Annotated in this window: 27 protein-coding genes; 14 read left to right on the top strand and 13 right to left on the bottom strand. The window is 68.7% G+C overall.

The genetic code is table 11. From position 1 onward, the window contains the following. The first annotated feature begins 142 nt into the window (after positions 1-142). The 4 genes from OG817_RS01965 to OG817_RS01950 all read left to right on the top strand — a co-directional run bounded on the left by OG817_RS01965 (position 143) and on the right by OG817_RS01950 (position 5,055). A complete protein-coding gene (locus OG817_RS01965) occupies positions 143-2,125 on the top strand; it encodes an ABC1 kinase family protein (RefSeq protein WP_406051749.1) in 1,983 nt (660 codons plus the stop codon). A 44-nt stretch (positions 2,126-2,169) separates the two neighbouring features. Beyond that, positions 2,170-3,570, top strand: a complete 1,401-nt coding sequence (locus OG817_RS01960; protein WP_406051748.1) for an MFS transporter — start codon at positions 2,170-2,172, stop codon at positions 3,568-3,570. A 41-nt stretch (positions 3,571-3,611) separates the two neighbouring features. After that, positions 3,612-3,899 (top strand): 4a-hydroxytetrahydrobiopterin dehydratase, encoded by a 288-nt coding sequence (locus tag OG817_RS01955; RefSeq protein WP_396396271.1) that lies wholly within the window; start codon positions 3,612-3,614, stop codon positions 3,897-3,899. A gap of 76 nt (positions 3,900-3,975) precedes the next feature. Further along, positions 3,976-5,055 carry a WD40/YVTN/BNR-like repeat-containing protein gene (locus OG817_RS01950; protein WP_406051746.1) on the top strand — a complete coding sequence of 360 codons (1,080 nt, stop codon included), beginning with the start codon at positions 3,976-3,978 and terminating at the stop codon, positions 5,053-5,055. Here OG817_RS01950 and OG817_RS01945 read toward each other — a convergent pair. Together OG817_RS01945 and OG817_RS01940 are read right to left on the bottom strand one after the other, a co-directional pair. Next, on the bottom strand, positions 5,028-5,393 hold the full coding sequence (locus OG817_RS01945) for a VOC family protein (protein WP_406051744.1): 366 nt from the start codon (positions 5,391-5,393) through the stop codon (positions 5,028-5,030). The genes OG817_RS01950 and OG817_RS01945 overlap by 28 nt on opposite strands. A gap of 34 nt (positions 5,394-5,427) precedes the next feature. After that, a complete protein-coding gene (locus OG817_RS01940) occupies positions 5,428-6,261 on the bottom strand; it encodes a helix-turn-helix domain-containing protein (RefSeq protein WP_406051743.1) in 834 nt (277 codons plus the stop codon). A 50-nt stretch (positions 6,262-6,311) separates the two neighbouring features. Between OG817_RS01940 and OG817_RS01935 the strand changes: the two genes are divergently transcribed. Continuing rightward, positions 6,312-7,136, top strand: coding sequence for an acyltransferase domain-containing protein (locus tag OG817_RS01935; RefSeq protein ID WP_360441540.1), 825 nt, complete (start codon positions 6,312-6,314; stop codon positions 7,134-7,136). Between the two features lie 6 nt (positions 7,137-7,142). Here the strand turns inward: OG817_RS01935 and OG817_RS01930 are convergent, their stop codons facing one another. The 4 genes from OG817_RS01930 to OG817_RS01915 form a co-directional block, all read right to left on the bottom strand. Further along, positions 7,143-8,318: a hypothetical protein gene (locus tag OG817_RS01930; RefSeq protein WP_406051741.1), complete on the bottom strand. Its 1,176-nt coding sequence runs from the start codon at positions 8,316-8,318 to the stop codon at positions 7,143-7,145. Between the two features lie 78 nt (positions 8,319-8,396). Further along, complete coding sequence (locus OG817_RS01925; protein WP_396396281.1) at positions 8,397-9,026, bottom strand: DedA family protein; 630 nt, start codon at positions 9,024-9,026, stop codon at positions 8,397-8,399. Positions 9,027-9,124: 98 nt separating this feature from the next. Then, positions 9,125-10,306 (bottom strand): cytochrome P450, encoded by a 1,182-nt coding sequence (locus OG817_RS01920; protein WP_406051740.1) that lies wholly within the window; start codon positions 10,304-10,306, stop codon positions 9,125-9,127. 10 nt (positions 10,307-10,316) lie between these two features. Continuing rightward, positions 10,317-13,016 (bottom strand): AAA family ATPase, encoded by a 2,700-nt coding sequence (locus OG817_RS01915; protein WP_406051739.1) that lies wholly within the window; start codon positions 13,014-13,016, stop codon positions 10,317-10,319. A gap of 92 nt (positions 13,017-13,108) precedes the next feature. On the opposite strand from OG817_RS01915, the gene OG817_RS01910 reads away from it, so the two are divergent. From OG817_RS01910 to OG817_RS01900, 3 genes are read left to right on the top strand one after another with little or no spacing between them, the layout of a single operon-like run. Further along, positions 13,109-14,173 carry a methyltransferase gene (locus OG817_RS01910; RefSeq protein ID WP_406051737.1) on the top strand — a complete coding sequence of 355 codons (1,065 nt, stop codon included), beginning with the start codon at positions 13,109-13,111 and terminating at the stop codon, positions 14,171-14,173. A 45-nt stretch (positions 14,174-14,218) separates the two neighbouring features. Beyond that, entirely contained in the window at positions 14,219-14,536 is a 318-nt protein-coding gene (locus OG817_RS01905) for an ArsR/SmtB family transcription factor (RefSeq protein ID WP_406051735.1), read from the top strand. Then, a complete protein-coding gene (locus OG817_RS01900; protein WP_406051733.1) occupies positions 14,526-14,957 on the top strand; it encodes an SRPBCC domain-containing protein in 432 nt (143 codons plus the stop codon). The genes OG817_RS01905 and OG817_RS01900 overlap by 11 nt, the downstream gene beginning before the upstream one ends. 58 nt (positions 14,958-15,015) lie before the next feature. Here the strand turns inward: OG817_RS01900 and OG817_RS01895 are convergent, their stop codons facing one another. Beyond that, the gene (locus tag OG817_RS01895) at positions 15,016-15,192 is read right to left on the bottom strand and encodes a DUF5302 domain-containing protein (RefSeq protein WP_360441567.1); all 177 of its coding nucleotides are present in this window, start codon (positions 15,190-15,192) and stop codon (positions 15,016-15,018) included. Positions 15,193-15,306: 114 nt separating this feature from the next. Continuing rightward, positions 15,307-15,492, bottom strand: a complete 186-nt coding sequence (locus OG817_RS01890; RefSeq protein ID WP_396396292.1) for a hypothetical protein — start codon at positions 15,490-15,492, stop codon at positions 15,307-15,309. 116 nt (positions 15,493-15,608) lie between these two features. On the opposite strand from OG817_RS01890, the gene OG817_RS01885 reads away from it, so the two are divergent. Both OG817_RS01885 and OG817_RS01880 read left to right on the top strand, forming a co-directional pair. Next, positions 15,609-16,259 carry a LysE family translocator gene (locus OG817_RS01885; RefSeq protein ID WP_406051732.1) on the top strand — a complete coding sequence of 217 codons (651 nt, stop codon included), beginning with the start codon at positions 15,609-15,611 and terminating at the stop codon, positions 16,257-16,259. A 69-nt stretch (positions 16,260-16,328) separates the two neighbouring features. Continuing rightward, on the top strand, positions 16,329-17,195 hold the full coding sequence (locus OG817_RS01880; RefSeq protein ID WP_406051730.1) for an aminoglycoside phosphotransferase family protein: 867 nt from the start codon (positions 16,329-16,331) through the stop codon (positions 17,193-17,195). Here OG817_RS01880 and OG817_RS01875 read toward each other — a convergent pair. The 3 genes from OG817_RS01875 to OG817_RS01865 form a co-directional block, all read right to left on the bottom strand. Further along, positions 17,170-17,907, bottom strand: a complete 738-nt coding sequence (locus tag OG817_RS01875; protein WP_406051729.1) for a class I SAM-dependent methyltransferase — start codon at positions 17,905-17,907, stop codon at positions 17,170-17,172. The genes OG817_RS01880 and OG817_RS01875 overlap by 26 nt on opposite strands. A 138-nt stretch (positions 17,908-18,045) precedes the next feature. Then, positions 18,046-19,122 (bottom strand): redox-regulated ATPase YchF, encoded by a 1,077-nt coding sequence (gene ychF, locus OG817_RS01870; protein WP_406051727.1) that lies wholly within the window; start codon positions 19,120-19,122, stop codon positions 18,046-18,048. A gap of 40 nt (positions 19,123-19,162) precedes the next feature. After that, positions 19,163-19,693, bottom strand: coding sequence for a GNAT family N-acetyltransferase (locus tag OG817_RS01865; RefSeq protein WP_406051726.1), 531 nt, complete (start codon positions 19,691-19,693; stop codon positions 19,163-19,165). Positions 19,694-19,765: 72 nt separating this feature from the next. Here OG817_RS01865 and OG817_RS01860 point away from each other — a divergent pair, with 72 nt between their 5' ends. Together OG817_RS01860 and OG817_RS01855 are read left to right on the top strand one after the other, a co-directional pair. After that, the gene (locus OG817_RS01860) at positions 19,766-20,692 is read left to right on the top strand and encodes a DUF817 domain-containing protein (RefSeq protein WP_406051724.1); all 927 of its coding nucleotides are present in this window, start codon (positions 19,766-19,768) and stop codon (positions 20,690-20,692) included. 72 nt (positions 20,693-20,764) lie between these two features. After that, positions 20,765-21,532: a polysaccharide deacetylase family protein gene (locus OG817_RS01855; RefSeq protein ID WP_406051723.1), complete on the top strand. Its 768-nt coding sequence runs from the start codon at positions 20,765-20,767 to the stop codon at positions 21,530-21,532. Here the strand turns inward: OG817_RS01855 and OG817_RS01850 are convergent. Both OG817_RS01850 and OG817_RS01845 read right to left on the bottom strand, forming a co-directional pair. Beyond that, positions 21,505-21,714, bottom strand: coding sequence for a hypothetical protein (locus OG817_RS01850; protein WP_406051721.1), 210 nt, complete (start codon positions 21,712-21,714; stop codon positions 21,505-21,507). The two genes, OG817_RS01855 and OG817_RS01850, sit on opposite strands and share 28 nt — an antisense overlap. Further along, positions 21,711-21,872, bottom strand: coding sequence for a hypothetical protein (locus OG817_RS01845; protein WP_406051719.1), 162 nt, complete (start codon positions 21,870-21,872; stop codon positions 21,711-21,713). Before OG817_RS01845 ends, OG817_RS01850 begins: the two co-directional genes overlap by 4 nt. A gap of 215 nt (positions 21,873-22,087) precedes the next feature. Between OG817_RS01845 and OG817_RS01840 the strand changes: the two genes are divergently transcribed. Both OG817_RS01840 and OG817_RS01835 read left to right on the top strand, forming a co-directional pair. Continuing rightward, positions 22,088-23,266, top strand: coding sequence for a helix-turn-helix domain-containing protein (locus tag OG817_RS01840; RefSeq protein WP_406051718.1), 1,179 nt, complete (start codon positions 22,088-22,090; stop codon positions 23,264-23,266). Between the two features lie 94 nt (positions 23,267-23,360). Further along, on the top strand, positions 23,361-24,530 hold the full coding sequence (locus OG817_RS01835; protein ID WP_406051717.1) for a DNA recombination protein RmuC: 1,170 nt from the start codon (positions 23,361-23,363) through the stop codon (positions 24,528-24,530). The last annotated feature ends 19 nt before the right edge of the window (positions 24,531-24,549 follow it).

Genomic DNA, 24,549 nt, shown 5'->3' with positions numbered 1-24,549 from the left:
CACCCGGCCGGGGCTCTCGTCTCGTCCGCGTGCCCCTGGGGGTGGTGGCCCGTTCGGGGGAGGCGGTGGGGGGACAAGTCAGGGCGCCGGTCGCTCGTGTGGGGGAGTTGGGTGGGCCTGTCGAGCCCCTAGGGTGCCTGGCATGGACGTGGTGATCTTCGGCCTGATCAGCATCGGCATCTTCATGGCGATCTTCGTGCCGGTGTCGCAGCGGCTGCTCGGGGTTCGGTTCGGGCTGGTGCGGATGGTGCTCGGCGCCGCGCTCACCCTCACCGTCTTCAGCCCGCTGATGAACGCGCTGGCCGGCCCGCCGCCCGTCGACATCTCCACCGGCGCAGCGATGTCCTTCCTCGCCCTCACAGCGGTCTGCTCCGTCCTCAGCGGGCTGGTGTTCCTGGTCTTGTCCGAGGCCCTGGTGCCGACCGGGTCGTTGCCCCGGGCCCGGGATCTGCGGCGTGATCTGGCCGGCCGGGTCGCCCGCACCCGCCGCTACCTGCAGATCCTCCGGATCGCGATCCGGCACGGCCTCGGGCCGTACCTGCGTGGCCGGCGCCGCCCCGGCCGGGAGAACGCCGCCGGCCAGGCCGAGCTGGCCCGATCGCTGCGGCTCGCCCTGGACGAGGCCGGCGTCACCTTCGTCAAGCTCGGCCAGGTACTGTCCACCCGCAGCGACGTCATCCCGCCCTCGGTCGCCACCGAGCTGAGTCGCCTGCAGGACCAGGCCTCCCCCACGCCCTGGCCGCAGATCGAGCAGGTCATCATCGAAGAGCTCGGCGCCCCACCGCACCAGGTGTACGCCGACTTCGACACCGAACCACTGGCGGCCGCCTCGGTCGCCCAGGTCCACACCGCCCGGCTGCGCACGCCCGACGGTCCTCGGGTGGTCGTGAAGGTCCAGCGGCCCGGCATCACCTCGATCGTCGAGCGGGACCTGGACATCGTCCGCCGGCTCGCCCGGTTGCTCGAGCGGAACACCGACTGGGGCCGGTCGATGGGCGTCCGCGCCCTCGCCGACGGGTTCGCCGAGGCGATGCGCGAGGAGCTCGACTTCACCGTCGAGGCCGGCAACATGACCGCGGTCGCGGCCGGCCAATCAGTTGCCTCCACCAACGAACTGGTCGTGCCCGAGCTCTACCCGCAGCAGTCGACCCATCGGGTTCTGACCATGCAGCGGCTCGACGGCATCGGCCTGGGCGGTGCGGCGACGGCGATCGCCGAGCGCGGCCTGGACGCGGCCCGGCTGGGCCGGGTGCTGTTCGACTGCCTGCTCGGCCAGGTCGCGATCGACGGGGTCTTCCACGCCGACCCGCACCCGGGCAACTTCCTGCTCCTGACCGACGGCCGGATCGGCATGCTCGACCTCGGCTCGGTCGGCCGGCTGGATCCGGCCACCCGCGAGGCGCTGCAGCGGTTCCTGCTCGCGATCGACCACGGTGACCCGGTCGCCGCGACCGACGCACTGCTGGAGATCGTCTACCGCCCGGACGTGATCGACGAGCGCAGCCTGGAGCGCGCCGTCGGCCAGTTCATGACCCGCCACCTCGCTGCCGGGGTATCGCTCGGGCCTGCCATGTTCAACGACCTGTTCGCGATCATCACCACGCACGAACTCGGCGTGCCGCCGGAGGTGGCCGCGGTGTTCCGGGCGCTGGCGACGATCGAGGGCACCATCTCGCGGATCTCCCCCGGCTTCGACCTGGTCTCCTCGTCCCGCCAGTTCGCCGCCGCCCATGTCACCGATCGCCTTGCGCCCGAGGCGTTGCGTCGTACGGCGACCGAGGAACTCGCCACGTTGCTGCCGATGTTGCGCCGGTTGCCGCGGCGGATCGACCGGATCGCGGCGGCAGCGGAGAGCGGGCGGCTGGGGCTCAACGTACGGCTGTTCGCCGATGACCGGGACCGGCGGCACATCACCGGCCTGCTGCATCAGGCCCTGCTCGCGATCCTCGGCGCTACCGCGGGCCTGATGGCGGTGCTGTTGCTGGGTACGCCGGGCGGACCGAAGGTGACCGCGTCGATGAGCCTGTTCCAGCTGTTCGGCTACAACCTGCTGGTGATCTCCGCGGTGCTCGTACTGCGCGTCCTGGTGCTGGTCTTCCGGCTCCCGGACGGCCGTCGTACCTGAATCCGCTTGACCTCGAGTGCGCTTGAACCTTGAGCATTGCGGTCATGACTGCGACCGCCTCCACCGGCAGCGACCCCATGACCCGTGAGCGCCTCTTCAGCGGCCGCCACCTGCCGCTCGTGCTGGGCGTGATCGGACTCGTCACCCTCGGCGCGTTCGAGAACCGCGCGGTCGGTACGGCGTTGCCCACGATGGTCCGGGAGTTCGACGCACTCGGCAGCTTCGGCCTGGCGAACGCAGCCCCGAATGCGAGCTACCTGATCTCGCTCGCGATCGCCGGGCTGTGGTCCGATCGGCGCGGCCCGATCCCGACACTGCGGGCGGGCGCGGTCGCTTTCGCGGTCGCGCAGTTGCTCGTCGGTACTGCGACGGGGATGCCGATGGTCGTCGCCGGCCGGCTCCTCAGTGGCCTGGCCGAGGGACTGCTGGATGTCTCGCTGATGGTGCTGGTCGCCCGCGCGCTGCCCGCCGTACTGCGGCCGCGGATGTTCTCGTTGTTCGCGGCGATGTGGATCCTGCCGTCGGTCCTCGGTCCGGTGCTGACCGGTCTGGTGACCGAGCAGTTCGGGTGGCGGTGGGTCTTCCTGGGGGCCGTCGTACTGCTGGTGCCGAGCTGGATGCTGCTGGGTCCGGCCATGCGGCTGTCGCTCAAGACCCCGGCGCCGGAGCGCAGTGCCGAGGACGTGGCTGAACTCGAAGCCTGGCGGGCCGCACTTCCGTGGGCGCTCGCCGCGTCGGTCGCACTGTTCTCGATGACGCTGGCCGGTGACCACCTGGAGGCGCACCCGGTGATCTGCGGCGTCGCGATCCTGGTCGCGTTGGCGGTGCTCGGGCTGGCCGCCGTACGGGTGATGCCGAAGGGGACGTTCGTCGCACGCCGCGGCTTCCCGGCGGTGGTAGCGGTCCGAGCTCTCGGCGGGGCGGGGTTCACCGTAGTGAGCGCGTACCTGCCGCTGCTGCTCACGCTGCTACACAACTTCAGCCCGTCGAAGGCCGGTGTGACGCTGTCGATCACCGGGGTAAGCTGGGCGTTCGGGTCGTGGCTGCAGGGTCGGGAGCATGGCATCCAGCGGGTGAACGTACTGCGGGCCGGCCTCGCGTTCATGACGATCGGACTGGGGATCACGTCCCTGCTGGCCTGGACCGACGCGACAACCTGGATCGGCCTCATCGGCTGGACGGCGGCCGGGATCGGGATGGGCCTGAGTACGTCGAGCCTGTCGGTGCTCACGCTGGACCTGTCGGATCAGAACAACTCGGGTCGCAACAGCAGCGCCGCCCAGATGGCGAGCACGATGAGCATCGCGGCCGGCCTGGCCGTCAGCGGCACCCTGCTCGCTCTGAACTCCTCCGATCCGCAACCCTGGGTCTTCGGCGCCATCATCACCGCCGGCGCGGTCCTCGCCCTCCTCGCCTTCTCCACCGCCACCCGCGTCCGCACCTAGTGCCCTGCGTCGGAGCGTGCTGAGAGGACTAGAGTGACGGCATGGCTGAGCTGCTGACCGATGATCAGATCGACCTTGCGATCCGCGACCACCTGCCGCAGTGGAAGGTCGTGGACAGCGAACTGGTCCGCAGCGTGACGAAGGAAGCGTTCCTGGACGGCATCCGGCTGGTCGCGACGGTCGCGCAGCTGGCCGAGTCGATGAACCACCACCCGGACATCGACATCCGCTACACGACGGTCACCTTCCGGGTCAGCAGCCACGAGGCCGGCGGCATCACCGAGGACGACCTGGTGCTGGCCCGGCACATCGACACCGCGGCGGGCTGACCGCTTTACGTCATGGCGGTTCTCGGTCAGCGGGAAGCCTGGCTCAGCACCGCAGCAGGCACTTACACATGAGGGCATGACCTCACGCCGCCTCGCCCTCGGAACCGCCGCCCTCCTCCTGACCTCCCTCGGATCGGCCCTGCCCGCCGACGCCTCCTTCACCACGCCGGGGTGGTCCTGGAACCGCCCACACTGCGACACCGTGTACGGCGACGGGTCGGTGACGATCACCGAGTCCGACGGCGAGGTGCTCGCGCCGACAACGGGCAAACTACGCCCGGTCACGTACGCGAAGGTCGCCGCGCTGCAGGAACCGAACACCCTGATCACCATCGGCCAGCACCTCATCCAACGGTCCAGCGACGCTGGTTGCAGCTGGCAACTACTCGACAAGACACCCGGCGATCTCAGTACGTACGACGTCCAGCCGGGACCGGGCGACACGGCGTACATCTACAGCGTGAACGACCAGCCGATCCACCGGGTCAAAGGCGGCACGGTCACCACGGTCCAGGGACCGGTGAACGGCGACGGACTGGCCGCGTTGTCCTCCGAGCCCGGCCGACTGCGCGTCGTCGCGGGCGACGGCCAGCTCTACGACTCGTACGACGACGGCGTCACCTGGGCGCGGACCGGCGTACTGCCGGCGCGGAATCTCTTCGCGTACGACGCGGTGATCGATCCGCGGAACCCTGACCACGTCGTCGTCGGTGTGATGTCGGACGGCGTCTACGTCACGTTCGACGGCGGCCTCGGCTGGACCCGATCGCGGCCGGTGGAGCGCGTGAACGCGTTCAGTCTGGCGATGTCGCCGGCCGACCCGTCGAAGGTCTGGGTCGAGGGGTACGACCGGGACCGTGCAACGCGGTTCATCTGGGAGTCGTCGGACGGCGGGCTGAAGTTCCGCGAGGTGCTGGACCAGAGTCGGGCGACGCTGATCAACGGCAACCGGATGTGGGGAAGCCCGGCCGACCCGGATCTGCTCTACTTCAGCTACGGCACGTCGTTCGCCGGCTTCGGCGCCGACCTGTACCGCTTCCGCCCGTCCACCGGCGAGCTGTCCAAACAGCACAACCGCAACGACGGCATCCCGTCGGTGGCCTTCAACCCGTCCGACCCGAACATCCTCTACCTGGGGCTGGCCGAAGAACGCTGACGCAGGCCGACCAGGACTCCCTCGGTGTCGCGCAGGTAGCAGAGCCGGCCGACACCGGGCAGTTCCTGGATCTCGCCTTCCGGGCTGCCGCCCGCACCGCGGGCGGCGTCCAGCGTCGCCTCGAGGTCGTCGACCTCGATCCACGCGATCGTGGGCTGCTGCTGGTAGCGGCTGCTCATGATCGCGCCGTCGATCCCCTCCCCCGCGCCGGTCTGCGCGAGCAGATAGCCCTCGGGCACCGGCGCCGGCGTCACCTGCCAGCCGAACACCTTGGTGTAGAACTCGGCGGCCCGTTCGTGGTCGGTGGCGACGAGTTCGACGTGGACGATGCGTCCCATAGCGGATCCTCTCCGGTCGGTTCGGATCCGATCCTCACCCGCCGGGCCGCGCGCTGTCTTGGACGGATCTTCCATGCATCAGCGCGGCGATCCCGTTCTGCACCGCGCGGAACGCGCTCGCGCTGACGCCCGTGTACCGCTTGAAGTCGCGAGCCGCGTGCGCCTGGTCGTAATACCCGTGCAGCGCCGAGAGCGTCGCGGCCGCGTCTCCTCCGATCAACCCGCCGGCGAAGTGGTAGTACCGGACGATCTCGGCGTACTGCTTCGGCCCGATCCCGAGGCTGCGCGTGAACACCCGATAGAGCGTGCTGTACGACGTACCTGTGGCAGCGGCGACGTCGGCGACTGTAGTCCGGCCATGAGCCTCGTCGATCACGCCGACCGCCTGCTCAACCAGCGGCAGCGAAGGCACCTCGGTCAACCGGGGCTTCAGGAAAGCAGCCAGCCGGTCCGCGCGGGACGGGCCGAACGGCTCTCCACGCAGCTCCTCGACCAAAGCAGCCGTCGTACTGTCGCCGACCCAGTCGGAGAACGGCAGTACGCCGTCCACGAGCCGGTCGTCACGGCCGAGCGCAGCCATCCCCCACGGCTTGAACTCCACCCCGGCATAGCTCGACGTACCGGTCTGGCCGATCACCTGCGGGCGGGTCATGATCCCGAACACCGACGCGGTGTTGGGCCACTCGGTGAGCGTGAGCGGGTCGTGCCGGGTCCCTGGTTCGGCGAGGGCGATCGCGAGGCCGGGACGACCGTTCGGGATCAGGATGTCCTGCCGCAGCGAGGCCAGCGGCGGTGACTCGACCAGCCAGACATGCTCGACCAGATCGCGCAGGTCGTCCGGCGGTGCGAACCGCTGATAGGTGACCACGGGTTAGATCGTAAGTCTCTGGCTCCATCGGAATCGGATACGGTTGCCGAGTGACGACAGTCGACGAGTACCGCCTGCTCGGATTCAGCGACGAGGACCGCGAGGCCACCGAAGCGTTCGTTCCGGACCGCGAGGCGGTCGACACATTGGCCCGGCAACTGCGCACCGCGATCGGCAAGTTCGAGGACGAGCCGGAGCTGCAGATGCCCGAGGATCCGCGGAACTCGGTCCAGGCGTTGCTCCAGACGGTGCCGGACATCCGGCGCTTCCACTCCGAGCTGGGGATCAGCGACGAGATCAGCTGGGCGACCCTCTCGGATCTCGGTCAGCAGCTCAAGGTCCATCGCCGGACCTTCGGCAGCTACGGCATGGAGACGCACTGGTGGCTGCGGATCCACTGGGCCGGGCAGATCTACGCGCTCGGGCGGCTGCAGTTCCAGCTGTACCAGGTCCCGGCGGACAACCCGGTCCCGGGCACCGAGCCCGGTGAGTGGGTGCTCAACGTGCACATCCCGGAGTGGGGTCCGCTGACACCGGAGGCGGTCGACGACAGCTTCGCGCAGGCGCGTGAGTTCTTCCCGCGGTACTTCCCGCAGTACCCGGTGAAGACGGCGATCCTGTGGTCGTGGCTGATCGATCCGTACCTGCTGGACAACCTGGCGCCGGACTCGAACATGGTCCGGTTCGGCCGCCGGTTCACGCCGTACGGCAAACCGACAGAGGCCCAGGACAGCGCGATCTTCTTCACCTTCCGCCACCACGGCACCGACACCCTGGACGAGCTGCCGCAGGACACCTCGCTGCAGCGGCTGGTGGTCAGCCGGATCAAGGCCGGTGGCACCTGGCAGAGCGCGTTCGGCTATCTCCGTCTCTGAGCCGCCTCAGGAGGCCTTCGGTACGCCGTACCTCGTCAGCCAGCCGACCAGCTCGCGGTTGCTGACACAGCGGACGTCGGGCTGGGTGCAGGTCTCCTGGACGAAGGTGGTCAGCGCATCGGAGTAGACGCTGTTGTTCCACCGGTTGAAGTGGTTGCCGAGGAACAGCGGCGGGTTGCCGTTCGCACGTGACTGCGCCAGCGCCTGGCGGTAGGTGGCGAGCACCTGTGCCCTGTAGACGGGCGCCTGGGCGACGGGCGCCTTCTTCGCGCCGGTCTGGCTGTACCAGAGGTTGTAGTCCATCGTCAGCGTCGTCTTGCTGGTCCCGGCCAGCGTGACCGACTCCAGCGGGAAGTCCCAGACGCCGTCCACCTTCTTCGGCCAGGCGATGTACCCGGGCGCGGAGGCGTCGTACAGCATGCCGCGCTGCGCCATCGCGAGCCGGTACGCCGACCGGTTGCCTTCGAGACACGGTGTCCGCATCCCCTTGACCGTGGCCGGGTCGAACGGCGGTACGACGGGCTTGCCGGCGGCCAGCGACGGTCCGGTCCGCACCATCCGGTCGAACGCGCTCAGCTCGGCGGTCCACTGGGCCGTCGTCCAGCGACCGACCCCGGTCGCGCCGCAGAAGTGACCGTTCCCGTGCGTCCCGATCTCGTGCCCCTCGGCGATCGCCTGCCGCAGCACCGTCGCCCGGCCGAGCACAGCGGCCGTATCACCCCAGCCGATGTCGGAAGCGCCGGGCTTGCGGTACGGCGGCTTGTAGTCGGTGCGATGTGATCCCGGGTAGAGGTACGGGCCGGACAGGAAGAACGTCATCCGGGCGTTGACCTGCTTGGCCACCGCCTGCCAGTGCGACCAGAGCGCGAGATCTCCGGCGCCGTCGAACGAGACCACGACGAACAGCGGCGGCTTGCCGTCACGGAGCCGGGCCGGGAACAACCTGGTCACCGGGGCCGCGTCCGCGAGATTGCGCCCGGCCGTCCGCGTCGGCTTGGGCGTGGGCTTCGGCTGGGGCTTCGCAGTTGGCTTCGGAGTGGCCGACGGTGTCTTCGTCGGCGCGGTAGGGCTCTGGGTGGGGTCGCTCGGCGACGGCGCGCCCTCGAGGGGAACATCCGCACATCCGGCGAGCAACGCCGCCACGACCGCTGCGGCGCCGAGGAGGTTCACCCCAGGCCTCACCACCCCCCAACTGACGCACGCGGGGGCGGGAAGGTTGGCCCGGGACACGCACTCGCGCGGAAACCCGAGGGCGGATCGTTAGCCGGCTGTGACCTTGGCAGCGCGGCGCTTGACCGCGATCCGGCGCGAAGTCTCGATCACCAGGCCGATCACGAACGCGAGGCTGAGGCTGAATGCGAGCGCCTTCAGCGAGTCGTGCGCGAACGCGTCGCCACCGAGGTAGCCGAGGAGAGCGACGTACGTGTAGGCGACCGTCACGCCGGCGATGGTGAAGATGATGAACTTGCGGAACGAGTACCGGGTCGCGCCCGCGGTGAGGGTCGCGACCATCCGCGCTCCGGGGATGTAGCGCACCGTCATCAGGATCAGCCCGCCGCGGGAGTGCAGCGCGGCCGAGACTTTCTCGTACAGCGCCTGTCTGCGGGCCTGGCGCTTCATCCAGCGGTGCAGCATCGGCCCGGAGCCGCGGCCCATGAAGTAGCAGGCGGACTCACCGATGACCGATCCGAGCATCGCCAGCACGATCACGAGCAGCAGGTTCTGATGCCCTGCCGCGGCGGCCATACCGGCCGTCACCACGAGGCCCTCGCTGGGTACCACCGGGAAAACCGCGTCGACCGCGGCGGCCACGAACAAGATCAGCAGAAGCCAATGTGAGGCCATTGCAACGCCGAGCAGGTGCCGCACGACCTCCATCAACTCTGTCACCCGGGTAAGGATGCCATCTCTGGCCAAACCCACCACAATCCCAAGCGTGTGATTCAGGCGTGGTTCACCCGATGTTCAGCGTCGGCGCCCGGGTGTGGTCAGAGCAGTACGGGCAGTTCGCGAATGCCGTTCATCAGCAGGCTGGCGGCACGGTCCGGATCCTGTTGCGGTGCGGCCAGGCGCAGGTTCGGGAAGCGGTCGAACAGCATTCCGAGCGCGATCCGGCCCTCCAGCCGCGCCAGCGGTGCACCGAGGCAGTGGTGGATGCCGTGCCCGAACGCGAGATGGGCATTCTCCGGCCGGGTGATGTCCAACTCGTCCGGCCGGTCCGTCTTCCGGCCGTCGCGGTTCGCGGGCAGCAGGGCGAACACGATCACCTCGCCCGCCTCGATCCGTGATCCGGCGATCTCGATCGGCGCCTGCGCGACGTACGGGATCGCGGCCTGCAGCGGGCCGTCGTACCGCAGGATCTCCTCGACGGCGGCCGGCAGACGCTCGGGCTCCGCCTTCAGCAGGGCGAGTTGGTCCGGGTACCGCAGCAGCGCGTGCACCCCGTTGGTGATCAGGTTCACCGTCGTCTCGTGGCCTGCTGCCAGGAGCAGGAAGATCATCGAGGTGAGCTCGTCCTCGGTGAGCCGATCGCTGCCGTCTCGGGCCTCGATCAGCGCCGACAGCAGGTCGTCGGCCGGCGCCCCGCGCTTCTCCTCGATCAGGTCGCGGATGAAGCCGACCATGGCTCCGGCCGCCTCGATGTACTCGTCCGGTGTGTGCACCGTCGCGTTCACCGCGACCGATGACCAGCGGCGGAACTCCTCGCGGTCGCGCATCGGGATGCCGATCAGCTCGCAGATCACGGTGATCGGCAGCGGGTAGCTGTACGCGTCGACCAGGTCCACTCCGTCACCGGCCGCGGCCATCTCGTCGAGCAGGCCGGCCGCGATCTCGCGGATCCGCGGCTCCAGGCCCTCGATCCGCCGGCGAGTGAACGCCGCGGTGACGAGCTTGCGCAACCGGGTGTGGTCCGGCGGGTTGACGACCAGCATGTGCTGCTCGGTCGCGTTCACCAGTCCGGCCGTGATCTGGTCGCGGTGCGGACCGTCCATCGGCGATCGCACGACGTCCGGGTGCGCGAGCAGCGACCGGGTCTCGGCGTACCCGGTCACCAGCCAGACGGGAACGCCGGTGAAGAGCGTCAGATGCGTCAACGGGCCCTTGGCCGCCAGTTCGGCGAAACCTTGGTGGCGGGCGATTCCACTGCTCACGATGAACGGCTGCGTCACAGCCGCCAGCCTACGTTCGGAACGGACCGGACTTCAGCTGCTCCGCGAGCTCGGTCCGGGAATGGATGCCGAGCTTCGCGTAGACCTTGCGGAGGTGGTACTCGACGGTCTTGGGGCTGAGGAACAGCCTGGCCGCCGCCTCCCTGATGCTCTGCCCGTCGGCCAGTAGCAACGCGATCTGCCGCTCCTGCGGCGTCAACTCGTCCGCAGTGCTCGGCACTCTGCGTCGCGCGGTCTCCCCTGTCGCCTTCAGCTCCGTTGCGGCCTGGTCAGCCCACCCCGCTGCACCCAGTGCGTCGAAGGCCTCCACGGCGAGCCTGAGCTGCGCCCGCGCATCCACTCGCCGTCTCGCACGCCGCAGCCACGCGCCGTACGCCAGCCGCGTCCGAGCCGCTTCGAACACATCGAGGGTCTCCGCGTGCCAAGCGAGCGCTTGCCTGAAGTCCTGCTCGTTGTCTCCGACCACACCGCGCGCCCTGGCCGCCCGCGCCAGCGACCACGGCTGTCCCTTCGCCTCGGCCAGAACGGTGTGCTCCTGCGCCACGCGCTCCGCATCCTCGGTCCGGCCCAGCCGTCGATAGACCTCCGCCAGCTCCGGTGCCGGAGACAGGTCAGGGTCCTTGAGGCCGTTTGCAGCCAGTACGTCGACCAGCCGCTCGTACTGCGGCAGCGCCAGAGCTGGAGCACCACGGCCCAACTCCAGGTCGCCGAGCGCGAACAGCGACCACAGCGTGCCGAGATGGATCTCCCGCTCCGCACAGATCCGCAGGCACTCGGTGGCGAGGTCCTGACCCTCGGCACGACCTTGGTGCGACGACAACCAGGCCAGTCCGGCCAGGTTCATCGCCAGCTCCGTCATCTGGCCGGTCTCGCGGGACAGCCGGATCCCCTCGTCGTACGCCGCCATCGCGTCGGTCCAACGGTCGGTCGTCGCATCGTCACGGGCCAGCACGAACAGCAGCCCGGGTAGCGTGCCGAGAGCGACCTGCTCCCGCCGTTCCAGCATGGCCTGCTGCAGCAGCCCCCGACCGGTGCCACTCTCCCGGAGGAACAGGGCGGCGAGGACCATCCACACCTGCCGGCGTCGGTCCCGATCCAGCTCGACCGACGGCGCCATCGCGACCGCAGCCCGGATCTGGCTCGTTCCTCCTTGCCCAGCGAGGACCTTGGCGACACCACTGGCGAGCATGCCCATGATGCGTGGACCGGGCCGCTCGACGCCGGGGAGCAAGCGGTCGATGTGGTGCGCCAGCTCCAGGCCTGCCGCCGCGTCGCACATCCGGAGGCAGGCACCGACCGCGTCGGCGAGCAGTCCGGTCGCCACAGCCGGGTCCTCGCACTCGGCGGCCGCGGCGGCGAGGATGTCGCGGGCCCGGCTCGGGGATCCACACTTGACCGCGATGTCGCCGCGGACCTCCTGCGCCCCTATCCGGACCTGCAACGGTGGTTGGAGTGCCAACGCGTCGTCGAGCAAGGAGTCTGCGCGGTCTGCCTGTCCGGCCGACCAGGCCGCCTCTCCCGCCGCGACGAGTCTGACTGCCCGGTCGTGCAGTCCCTCGGACAGGCGTGCTGCGCGCTCGTAGGCCGTCGCTGCGACGGCATGGGCACCACGAACGGCGGCATGCTCCGCCGCGGCATCCAACCCGGCTGCTACTTCGTCATCGGTGCCCAGCACAGCTTCGGACAGGTGCCAGGCCCGTTTGTCCGCATCCACCGTGACCCGAGCGACCGCCCGGTGCGCAGTACGACGCTCTGCCGGCGCGGCACTGGCATAGATCGCCGAACGCACCAGTGGATGCCGGAACTGGACCTCGCCGTCGCGGATGGCGACCAGCGCAGCCGTCTCGGCCTCCTGCAACGTTGCGACGTCCACACCGAGCTCCTGGCACGCTCTCGCGACCGCACCGAGTTCACTGTCGTCCAGGGCGGCCACCAGCAGCGCAGTACGTGCGTCTGAGCTGAGCCGGTTTGCCCTTGTGGTAAAGGCTTCTGCGATCAGCTCCGGCACCGGGAGAGGCGCACCTGGCGGCATGCGGTGGAGGTGGTCCTGGTCGGCGGCGAGCTCGAGCAGTGCCAACGGGTTGCCCGCCACCGTGCTGTGCAGTTGCTCGACCAGCTCGCTCGGCAGGCCGCGCAAGATCGCCTGCGCGGCCTCGAGCGGAACGCCGGCAAGGTGGAGCACCGGAAGATCCGCCTCGGCGAGTGGATGCTGCTCCTGCGCGCGGGCGGCGATCAGCAGCACGATCGGATCGGCGACCAACCGCCGTGCCGCGAACAGCAGCGCCTCCGCGGACGGCCGGTCCAGCAGATGCGCGTCGTCGACGATCAGTGCCAGCGGCGCCTCTTCGGCGTACCGGCAGATCAGGCTGAGTGTTGCCGCTCCGACGGCGAACCGGTCAGCTGTGGTGGCCGGCCCGAGTGCCAGCGCGGAGGTCAGCGCCGACTGCTGCGGGCCGGGGATGCGATCGAGGCCCGCGAGTGCGGGCCGGAGCAGTTGGAGCAGGGCGCCGAACGGGAGTTCGCGTTCGGCCTCGGTACCTCGGGCCCGCAGGATCCGCAGTCCCCGGGCCGTCGCGGCGGCTTCGTCCAGGAGGGTTGTCTTGCCGATGCCGGGTTCGCCGGTGACGAGCAGCACTCCGGCGGTGCCGACCCGCGCCCCCGCGACCAGTTGCTCGATCACCCGGCGCTCCGCCTCCCGCCCGATGAGCATGTTTGGCAGTGTGCACCAGGTGCCCCACCTGATGCGATGACCGGGACGCGCTACCTAGGTTCGCCGTACAACCTAAAGGGGGGCGCAAGCAAATGACTGTTGCAATCGACGGCGACAAGCTGATGGGGTTCGTCTTCCGTGCGGTGGACGAGGTGGGGGCGACGCTGAACGCGGCGCTGGTCGTGATGGGCGACCGGCTCGGCTACTACCAGGCACTCGCCGACCACGGTCCGACGACGCCGAGCGAGCTGGCCGAGCGAACCAGCACCAGCGAGCGGTACGCGCGGGAGTGGCTCAACGCGCAGGCAGCCGGCGACTTCGTCGAGTACGACCCGGACAGCGGCCGGTACACACTGCCGCCGGAGCAGGCCGTGGCGATGACGGACCCGGAGAGTCCGGCGTACCTGCCGGGCTTCTTCCAGATCGCGCTGGGCACGGTGCAGCACACCACGGAGATGATCGAGGCGGCCCGCAGCGGCGCCGGCATCGGCTGGCACGAGCGCACCTCGGACGTCCATGTCGGCTGCGAGCGGTTCTTCCGGCCGTCGTACAACGCGAACCTGCTGACCAGTTGGCTACCGGCGCTGGATGGCGTGGTGGCGAAGCTGGAGAGCGGGGCGACGGTGGCCGACATCGGCTGCGGACATGGCGCGTCCACGATCCTGATGGCGAACGCGTTCCCGCGATCGACGTTCGCCGGTTCGGACTACCACCAGGAGTCGATCGAAACCGCCCGGCTGCGCGCGGCCGGGGCCGGCCTCGGCGAGCGGGTGTCCTTCGAGGTGGCTCCCGCCGCCGGATTCAGCGGGTCCGGCTACGACCTCGTCACGACCTTCGACGCGTTGCACGACATGGGCGACCCGGTCGGTGCGGCCCGTCACGTGCGCGAGGCGCTGGCACCCGACGGCACCTGGATGTTGGTGGAGCCAATGGCAGGTGACAGGGTCGAAGACAACCTGAACCCGGTGGGACGTGCGTACTACGGCTTTTCCACGCTGCTCTGTACTCCGGCATCCCTGTCGCAACCGGTCGGACTGGCCCTCGGCACCCAGGCCGGGCCGGCCCGGATCCAGGACGTCACCACCGCGGCCGGGTTCACCAGGTTCCGCACGGTCGCGCAGACGCCGTTCAACCTGGTCTTCGAGGTTCGCCCCTGACAGCTCACCCTTGACAAACAGTTCACCAGTTGGTGAAGTATTTGCGTGCTGACGACGACCTTCAGTGCGCTCGCGGACCCGACTCGGCTGGCGATCGTGAGCCGGCTGAGCCGGGGCGACGCGACCATGGGGGAGCTCGCGGAGCCGCACCGGATCACCTTGCCCGCGATGACCAAGCACGTCGGAGTGCTGGTCGACGCTGGCCTGGTGACCCGGCGCAAGGTCGGCCGGACCGTGGTGTGCACGATCCGGCCGGAGGCGTTCACGGAGGTCGAGCAGTGGCTCGGCGATCTGACGGCGTACTGGCACAGCACGGTCGACCGACTGGAAGAACTGCTGCGAGGAGGCGGGGATGGGACCTGACATCCGGATCGACAGGGTGCTACCGGCAACAATCGGGAGGGTGTACGACGCCTGGACCCGGGCGGAACTGCTGACGCAGTGGTACTGCCCCAACCCTGACCTGGAGCTGAAGGTGCAGGCCGACGTACGGGTCGGGGGTGACTACGTGGTCGAGATGGGACCGCATGTCGTCCGGGGCACGTACCTCGAGGTCGAGCCGCCGCACCGGCTGGCGTTCAGCTGGAAGTGGGACGGCACCGAGGACGAGCCGACCCGGGTGGAGGTCGAGCTGACCGAGGTCGCCGACGGCACCCGGATGCTGCTCATCCACAGCGGGTTCGCCACCGACGAGGACGCGGCGAACCACCGGCTGGGCTGGGAGCCCGAGCTGAGCCGGCTGGCCGGGTTGCTCACCGCTCGACCGGCCGCCACCGGCCGGTAAAAGGTCGAGCCCCGGGCGGCAACCCGGGGCTCAGGCGGATGGATGGACAGTTGGCGTATCAGCTGCCGGACTTGCGCCGGAATTGGCGCCTCTGCTTGTCGTTGTGGGCCTCGCCGACGCCCTCACGCCGCGTCCCGGACCCCGGGTGCGCGTTGTTGTGGGCGTTCTTCTTCTCGAGCGCCTCCCGGAACTTCTTCTGCAGATCGTCCGCCGGCTCGCTGGACTTGTCGCTCATACCGTCTCCTTCACAAACCGTCAGGCGTACACACCCCACGCTAACCAACTGTGACGACACCCGCGAGGGGATTACCGTCACAGCGCTCCCGCCGGGCCTGTCGCACGCGTCACGTCACCCTTCGCTCACCGCGGACGGACAGCCAGGCTGGCCGCAGTCCTCGGACTCGGGGACCTCACCGTTGAGGTCGTGTTCGTAGGCGTAGTGGAAGCAGTCCCAGTGCATCCGCTCGAACACCTCGTAGTCGTCGCGGCTGGACTCCACCTGCTCGTCGCAGCGCATGCACGTCTGGTCGCCCACCCGCGCAAGGTACCCCGCGGTCTCACTCTGAGGAAAACCCCCGCGGACTGTCGTCGCTCGCTGTTAGCTTCGTGAACGAGACGACCGGACTCCCCGGCCGATGAAAGGGGACGCACGTGCTGGTCAGTAGTGAGGCGATGCTCGGGATCGCGTTGGTCGAGCTGGGCCTGGTCATCACGCCGGGGCCGAACATGATCTACCTGATCTCGCGATCGATCGCACAGAGCCGCCTCGCCGGGCTGATCTCGCTGGCCGGGGTGGGCGTCGGCTTCGGGGTGTATTTGCTGGCGGCAAGCGCCGGCCTGGCCACCCTGTTCGCCCTGGTCCCGGAGATCTACGTGACCCTGAAGCTCGCGGGCGCGGCGTACCTGCTCTGGCTCGCCTGGAACGCGTTCCGCCCCGGTGGCAACTCCGTCTTCGCGACCCAGGAGTTGGAGCCCGACCGGCCGCGGAAGCTGTTCGGCATGGGTCTGCTCACCTGCCTGCTGAACCCGAAGATCGCGATCCTCTACATCTCCGTGCTCCCACAGTTCCTCGACCCCGCGCGCGGCCATGTCGGCACCCAGAGCATGATCCTCGGCCTGATCCAGACCGCGGTCGGCGTCGGGGTGAACGCGATCTTCGTCATCACTGCCAGTTCGGTCGCCGTCTTCCTCACCCGCCGCCCCACCTGGATGCGCATCCACCGCTACCTCACCGGCACCGCCCTCGCCGCCTTCGCCATCCGCCTGGCCACCGACAAAGCCCGCCCTTTAGCTACGCACTAAATGGAGTGCGGTCCGGCGACGGCTTTCCGGATACTGCTGGGCGTGGCGATGCATGAGGGACAACTTCACGTGACGACCGAACTGGTGGGTCGGCTGGTCGTTTCGCAGCACCCTGAGTGGAGCGGGTTGCAGATCCGCGCGGTTCCCTCGCACGGCACGGTCAACGCGTTGTTCCGGATCGGCGAGGGGCTGGTCGCGCGCTTCCCGATCCAGCCGGGCGACCCCGTCGAGACGCGCAAGGAACTCGACGACGAGGCCGACGCCGCCCGTCGCCTGCACGCCATCTCGCCGTACCCGACGCCGGAACCGGTCGCGATCGGCGAACCCGGCGAGGGCTACCCGCTGCCGTGGGCGATCTACACCTGGCTCAACGGTACGATCGCGTACGACGCCGACGTCGCCGGCTCGGCCCCGTTCGCCGAGGATCTGGCGCGGTTCGTGCTCGCGCTGCGCGCCGTCCCGACCGAGGGGCGTGAGTTCACCGGCACGTGGCGCGGCGGCGTACTGACCAGCCAGGACGAGTACGTCGCCGATGGGCTGCAGCGCTCTCGCGGGATGATCGACGTGGACGCGCTCGGCCGGCTGTGGGCCGATCTCCGCACCGCGGCCCGCACCGAACCCGACGTCTGGGCACACCGTGACCTGATGCCGGGCAACCTGCTGGCGACCGACGGGCGCCTGGCCGGGGTGATCGACGTCGGCACCTTCACCGTTGCCGATCCCGCCATCGACCTGCAGCCCGCCTGGAACCTGCTGGATGCGCCAGCCCGGGCCGCGTTCCGGACTGCCCTCGGCAGTGATGACGACGAGTGGCGTCGCGGAATGGGCTGGTCGTTCGCCCAGGCCATCGGGTGTCTCTGGTACTACGTCGAGACCAACCCGGTCATGTCCCGCACCGCCCACCACACACTCACGGCGTTGCTGACCGCTTGGTAGTCACGAACACAAACTCTTTCCCGGGGCGGTCCGGCGCCTCCCGCACCTCGTCAACCGTGAACCCCGCGGCCGTCAGCGACGCCTCGATCTCGTCCCGCTGCCGGAACCACAAGGTCGAATCCGACGTGAGCACCGCACCGTCGGACTCGAACACATAGGTGCCCCGGAACGAAACGTACGGCAGCTCGACCGCGAGGAGATCGGACCAGCTCTCCACCGTGTCCACGCCCTCGACCGTCACCACCTGGTGCGTGTGCTCCCGGGTCCACTCCTCCCACGCCCGCCGCGCCGGATCCCGCGTCTCGAACACGAACCGCCCACCGGGCCGCAGAGCTTGGCGCACGCCGCCTAGCGTCGCCGCCCACTCCTCATCGGTCAGAAACACCTGCGCCACGTTCCCGGTCATCACCGCGAGGTCAATCTCCAGCGGCGGCAACGTCGTCGCGTCCCCATGGATCCAGCGCACCCGATCGGCGAATTTCTTGCCCTTAGCAACTTCCAGCGAGGCCTCGGCCGGGTCGACCCCGACCACCTCAACCCCCTGCCCCGCCAGCAAACAGGTCAGTTCCCCCGTCCCACAGCCCACATCCAGCACCCGCCGTACCCCGAACTCGCCCACCATCGCGGCGTAATGCCCGAGATCCTCCCGCCCCGCATCCAGCGCGTCATACACAGCCACCAACCGAGGCACCCCGAACAAGGCATCAACCATCCCGCGACGCTAACCCGCCCCGCGCCTCCCCCGCGACCACATTTCCGCGGTCAGTCCTGCGCAGTCGCAATCATGAAGTTGTACCCCGCGAGCCTAGGTGTCACGGCTCAATTCTCGAACACCCGTCAAATGGGAGACTCACACGTTGAAGCGGAACTCGACGACGTCGCCGTCTTGCATGGTGTAGTCCTTGCCTTCCATGCGGACCTTGCCGGCGGCTCGGGCCGCGGTCATGGTGCCGGCTTCCATCAGGTCGTCGTACGAGACGATCTCGGCCTTGATGAAGCCGCGCTGGAAGTCGGTGTGGATGACGCCGGCGGCCTCGGGGGCGGTGGCGCCGCGCTTGATGGTCCAGGCGCGGGCTTCCTTCGGACCGGCGGTGAGGTACGTCTGCAGGCCGAGGGTGTCGAACCCGACCCGGGCCAGCACGTCCAGACCCGGTTCGTCGATGCCCATCTCCGCGAGCATCTCCCGCGCCTCGTCCTCGTCGCCGAGCTCGACCAGCTCCGCCTCGAACTTCGCGTCCAGGAAGATCGCCTCCGCCGGCGTGACCAGGTCACGCATCTGCTGCTTCAGCGCCTCGTCGGCCAGCTCATCCGCGTCGCAGTTGAAGACGAACAGGTACGGCTTGGCCGTCATCAGCATCAGTTCGCGGATCGCGTCGCGATCCACGTCGGACGCGATGATCGGCGTACCCGCCTCGAGGTGCTTCTGGGCGGCGCGGACCGCCTCGAGCACGATCGCGCTCTCCTTCTTCAGCCGCGCTTCCTTCTCCAGCCGCGGGATCGCCTTCTCGACGGTCTGCAGGTCGGCCAGGATCAGCTCGGTCTGGATGGTGGAGATGTCGTCGGCCGGCGAGACCTTGCCGTCGACGTGGGTGACGTCGTCGTCGCGGAACACCCGGGTGACCTGGCAGATCGCGTCCGACTCGCGGATGTGGCTGAGGAACTTGTTGCCCAGCCCCTCACCCTCCGACGCGCCGCGGACGATGCCGGCGATGTCGACGAACTGCACGGTGGCGGGGATCACCTTGGCGGAGTTGTACAGCTCGGCCAGCTTGCCGAGCCGCGCGTCCGGTACGCCGACCACGCCAACGTTCGGCTCGATGGTCGCGAACGGGTAGTTCGCGGCGAGCACGTTGTTCTTGGTCAGCGCGTTGAACAGGGTGGACTTGCCCGCATTGGGGAGCCCGACGATTCCGATGGTGAGTGCCACGGGCGTCAAGGGTACGCGGGGAACCCCGTCGTACCCCAATTCAGATCAGGAAGGCCTCGAGCTCAGCGGCGTACCAGCGGCTGGTGTGGCCGATCGAACGCATGCCCAGGCGGCGGCACACTGCCAGCGACGCCGTGTTGTCCGGGCGAACAACCGCGTGGATCTGATCGAGGCCCGCCTTGAAGCCGCGCGCGATCGCACCGCCCGCCGACTCCGTCGCGAGACCGCGCCCCCACGCGTCCGGATGGAAGTGCCAGCCGACCTCGACCTCCCCCTTGCCCGCGGTCCCGTCGGACGGATCGGGCAGCGGCACGAGTAGGACAGTCCCCGCAACTGTGCCCGTCGACCGCTCCTCCACCGCCCACACGCCGTACACCGGGTCCTGGTTGCGCTCGTTCCAGCGCTTGATCACCCGGGCGGCCGCGTCGCGGTCCGTCATCACCCGCGGCTCGGCGCCGAGCCAGCGCGACACCTCCCAGCGCCGGTAGATGTCGAACACCCGCTCCTCATCCGTGTCCGCCCAGTCACGCACCACGAGCCGGTCTGTCTCGTAAGCCACCTTCGGATCCATCGCGGCACCTCCCTGCCCTTCCGATTCATGTAGCCGTCCGAACCGGCCGGGGGCAAGCGGCGTCTCCACTCTGTGACCAGTTGGAGAGATCGCAGCGGCCATCGATCACGCTTCGTGTCCGGATGCCTGCAATTCCTGCACTTCGGGTGGCTCGAGGTCGTCTCCTGCCTGTTCCCGATCTGCCTGTTCGGAGGCCTGGCCGTCTCGAAGTACGTCGATCTCCCGATCGACCGGTACGACGCCCTGCTCGCGTACTGCCTTGGTCTCACCCTCCTGTTCTGGGTGGTCGGGCTGGAGACGTGGCGCGAGGTCGCTGTGATCTTCGCGTTCCACCTGGTCGGGCTCGGTCTCGAACTGTTCAAGGTGCAGGTCGGGTCGTGGCAGTACCCGGGCGACGCTGTCACGAAGTTCGCCGGGGTACCGCTGTTCGCCGGTTTCATGTACGCCGCCGTCGGCAGCTACATCTGTCAGGCGTGGCGCCGGTTCGACCTCCGGGTCAGCAGCTACCGCCCGTGGCCCACGACCGTCCTCGCCATACTGATCTACGCGAACTTCTTCACCCACCACTGGATCGTCGATCTCCGTCTCCCGATCGCGCTCGCCCTCCTCGTCGTCCTGCGTCGGACCTGGGTCTTCTTCACGGTCGGCTCACGTCGCTATCGCATGCCGCTGGCGCTGTCGTTCGGCCTGATCGGCTTCTTCCTCTGGATCGCGGAGAATTTCGGCACCTTCCTGGACGCGTGGAACTACCCCGACCAGGTCGACGTGTGGCGCCTCGTCCACCCAGCCAAGTTCGGTGCGTGGGCTCTCCTCGTCAGCATGAGCTTCGTCCTCGTCGCCAGCGTCAAGTCGCTCGAAGGCCGCCTCTACCACCGCGGCACCCCTGCCACCGTCTCGACGCCGGAGGCAACGAACGTCGAACCGGCCGACCTCACGGCGGACATCACGGCGGCTGAGATCGCACCGCAACATGGGGATGCCAACCAGAGCACACGGTAGGGCGTCTTCCCCGGTGTGAGGCTCCTTCGGTGGAGCAACTGGGGAAATCCGCCTGATCTGTGAGGGAGCATCATGTCCCGAAAGTTCGCCGCTTTCGTCGCGACCGGTGTGGCGTTGGCTGTCGTCGTCGGATCGTTGCTGGCCTTGGCGCTGGGACATTCGCGAGCGCCTGAGCCCGCTGTCGCGACCACACAGACCTCGGCCACACCGACCGTGACTCCGACACAGACACCGATCGTCAACGCTCCGCCGACCACGCGCCACACGCCGGCCCCGGACCCGACCGCAGCGATTGCCGCAGGCAACAAGAAGGTCCTGTTCCTGAGCTTCGACGACGGGCCCGACCCGCTCTGGACGCCGCGGATCCTGCAGATCCTGGCCAAGCACGGCGCGCACGCAACCTTCTTCGAGCTCGGCTCCATGCAGACCGCGCACCCTGGTCTGCGCGAGCAGGTACTTGCCGCAGGCAACACCATCGGCAGCCACTCGATCACTCATCCGCAACTCACCGCTCTCCCCGCCGCCAAGCGCCGGCACGAGATCTTCGACGGACCGAAGTCCACCTGCTACCGGCCGCCGTTCGGCGCGTCGAACCCGAAGGTCCGCGCGGACATCAAGGCGGCCGGCATGATCCAGGTGATGTGGGACGTCGACCCCCGCGACTGGGCCCGCCCAGGCATGAACACGATCGTCCACCACATCCTCAACCACGCCCACCGCCGCAACATCATCCTCCTCCACGACGGCGGCGGCGACCGCGCCGAAACAGCCGCCGCCCTCGACAAAGTCCTCCCAATCCTCAAATCCCAGGGCTACACCTTCCCCGCCATGAACTGCTGACCTCCGCGTTGAGTGCCCCGCTCAGCGACGAATCCACCGTTCTGAGCGGGACTGAGCCGCAGGTCCGGGTCGTGCACGGCCCGGCAGTAGGCGCAGACATGCCCGTCGTGCCTGCCTTCCGCCCGACAGATGTGCCCGCTCTTGCCGTCGAACCACCCGAACGTGCAGAGGTCGCGCTTCATCGCGGCATCTCCGGGTCGTCGTGTCGTTCCCACGGCGTACCGAGCAGCGGCCAGCCCTTCGGGTCGCGGTCGATCGGTATGGCCAGCGGAGCGGAATGCAGGGCCAACTCGACTGCACGCAGCTTCTCGAACGGCGGCCGGTCCGAGGCCAAGACCACCTGGATCTTCTGCCGTACCGCGCACGATTCGCAGTCGTCTGGGTGGTTCAACCACGTGCTCCCGTCCAGTTGGTACGGGCCGGTCGGCAAAGCGGGGATCTCACGAACTTACATGCCGACCGGCCCGGGCTCCGTCGCTCCAGACTGACCGGCCGGCGCTCGGAAGTCGCTCACTCCCGTGTATCCCTGGGCATGAGGAGACAGGGATACAGCCGGTGGGTGACACTTGGGGGGTGTTGTTCGGGAGCCGGCTGCGGGAGTATCGGGACCATCGTGGGTGGTCGCTGGGTGAGCTGGCTCGGGCGACGCACTACAGCCGGGGGTATCTGAGCAACGTCGAGAACGGGCGGAAGGCTCCGTCGGACGAACTCGCTGGTGCTTGTGATCGAGCGCTGCGAGCCAAGGGTGAGTTGATCGCAGCAGCCCGGCACGACGCCGCAGCCAAATTGCGCGACACACCGTGGGAGACGGCCGAGCTCGTTCAGAAGATGCAGGCGTCGGACACGACAGCGACGACGATCGAGACGCTGCACTCGACCATCGAAGAGTTGTGCTGCCGGTACAACCGACGGGACGCTGTGGAGCTTCGGCGAGAGGCGCACGAGTGGCTCCAGCACGTTGGCGCCCTGCTGCGCCGACCGGTTGGCCTGAAGGCTCACAGCGAGCTCCTGGTGGCGGGCGGCTGGCTCGCACTGCTGGCAGGCTGCGTGGAGTACGACCTCGGTATGGCGACCGCGGCAGAGTCGACGCGTGTCGCGGCACTCCAACTCGGGCTGGAGGCCGGACACCCGGAGATCGTCGGCTGGGGCCACGAGATGACCGCCTGGTTCGCGTTGACCCAAGGCCAGTTCCATCGGGCCGTTCAGGCATCACTCAAAGGCCAGGCCGCCGCGCCGAACTCCAGCGTCACTGTGCAGTTGATGGCACAGGAAGCGAAGGCCAAGGCTCGACTCGGAAAGTCCGGTTTGGAAACTCTGCTGGAGTCCGGCCGTGGTCTGCTGCACCGGCTGCCGTACCCCGACCGCCCGGACAACCACTTCAAGGTGGATCCGTCGAAGTGGGACTACTACTCGATGGACATCCACCGCATGGCGGGTGACAACGAGCGGGCGACGCAGTACGCCGAAGCCGTGATCCTGGACAACACCGCACCAGATGGCGCGGAGCTGAGTCCGATGCGCATCGCCGAGTGCCGGATCACCCTCGGATTCGTTGCCGGGCGGGCGGGTGATCTCGAGGAAGCGGTCGGGCTTGGCTTGAACGGTCTGAAGGACGGCCGCCAGAGCAAGGTTCACCTGCGGATGGTCGCGGCAGAGCTCGACCAGGAGCTCCGCCAACTCTTCCCCGGCGAGGACCTGGTGGGCGAATTCGAGGACGCTCTCCGAGGAGTGTGAGCCGCGGCACCGAGTCGGCACTGTTTCGGCATTTTCCAGGCACTCGGCCGCGCGTTGGCGGAAAGTGTCGGTGGGGTTGGGCACTATCGGTGACATGACGGGTACGACGGTGTTGCTGGTGTTGCTGTTCCTGGCGGTGGGGTTGCTGCTGGGGGCTGTGTTCGGCGTGCTCTGGGTGCGGGGGCGGGATGGGGCCCAGCTTGCGCGGGTGACTGCTGAGCGTGATGCGGCGGAGGATCGGGTTGTCGAGCTGACGCAGGAGCGGACCACGGTCGGGCAGCAGATGGGTGGCCAGGCTGTGGTGAAGGAGGCGCTGGATCGCCTGCACGTGCAGCTGAATCAGCTCGAGCAAGGCCGGGCCGCGTGGCAGAGCCAGCTGCATCAACAGGTCAACGAAGTGCGGATGAGCGGCGAGGCGTTGCGGCGCGAGACGGCCTCGTTGTCGACAGCGTTGCGCAAGCCGCAGGTGCGTGGGCGCTGGGGTGAGCTGCATCTGCGCCGGACCGTCGAGCTGGCCGGCATGGTGGCGCACTGCGACTTCACCGAGCAGACCACGACAGTCAGCGAGGACGGCGTACTGCGGCCAGACCTCGTCGTACGGCTTGCCGAAGGCAAGAATCTGGTCGTCGACTCGAAGGTGCCGCTGGCCGGGTTCCTGGAGGCGGCCGAGTCGGACGACGCCGAGTTCCGCGAGGAACGGTTGCGCGCACATGCCCGGCACCTGCGGACGCATGTCGACCAACTGGCGTCGAAGGCATACTGGACGCGGCTGTCGCCGTCACCGGAGTTCGTCATCCTCTTCGTTCCCGGCGAGTCGTTCCTCTCGGCGGCGCTCGACGTCGAGCCGTCCTTGCTGGAGTACGCCGCTGAGCGCCGGGTGATTCTGGCGACGCCGACCACGCTGATCGCGACGTTGCGGGCTGCGGCGTACGCCTGGAATCAGTCGGCTCTGACCGAGTCGGCGCAACAGGTCTTCGAGCTCGGCCGCGAGCTGTACGAGCGCCTCAGCACGATGGGCGAGCACTTCGGACGGGTCGGGCGGTCCCTCACCTCCGCAGTCGAGGCCTACAACGGGACCGTCGGGTCGTTCGAACGCCGGGTCTTCATCACCGCCCGCAAACTCCGCGACCTCCACGTCACCGAAGCCGAACTCACGGCGATGGAGTCCATCGAGGCCTCGGTCCGTCCACTCACCGCCCCCGAGTTCCTCGCCCTGGAAGACCGAGACCCCACCCGCCACTGGCCACCCACCCAAGCCGGCTGACCGCACCGCGACCCAAGGC

The sequence above is a fragment of the Kribbella sp. NBC_00889 genome (genome assembly GCF_045207705.1).
In the GTDB taxonomy this organism is placed as follows: domain Bacteria; phylum Actinomycetota; class Actinomycetes; order Propionibacteriales; family Kribbellaceae; genus Kribbella.
Note: the sequence above shows the minus strand (reverse complement) of the source record. Positions and strands in the feature narration are given on the sequence as shown.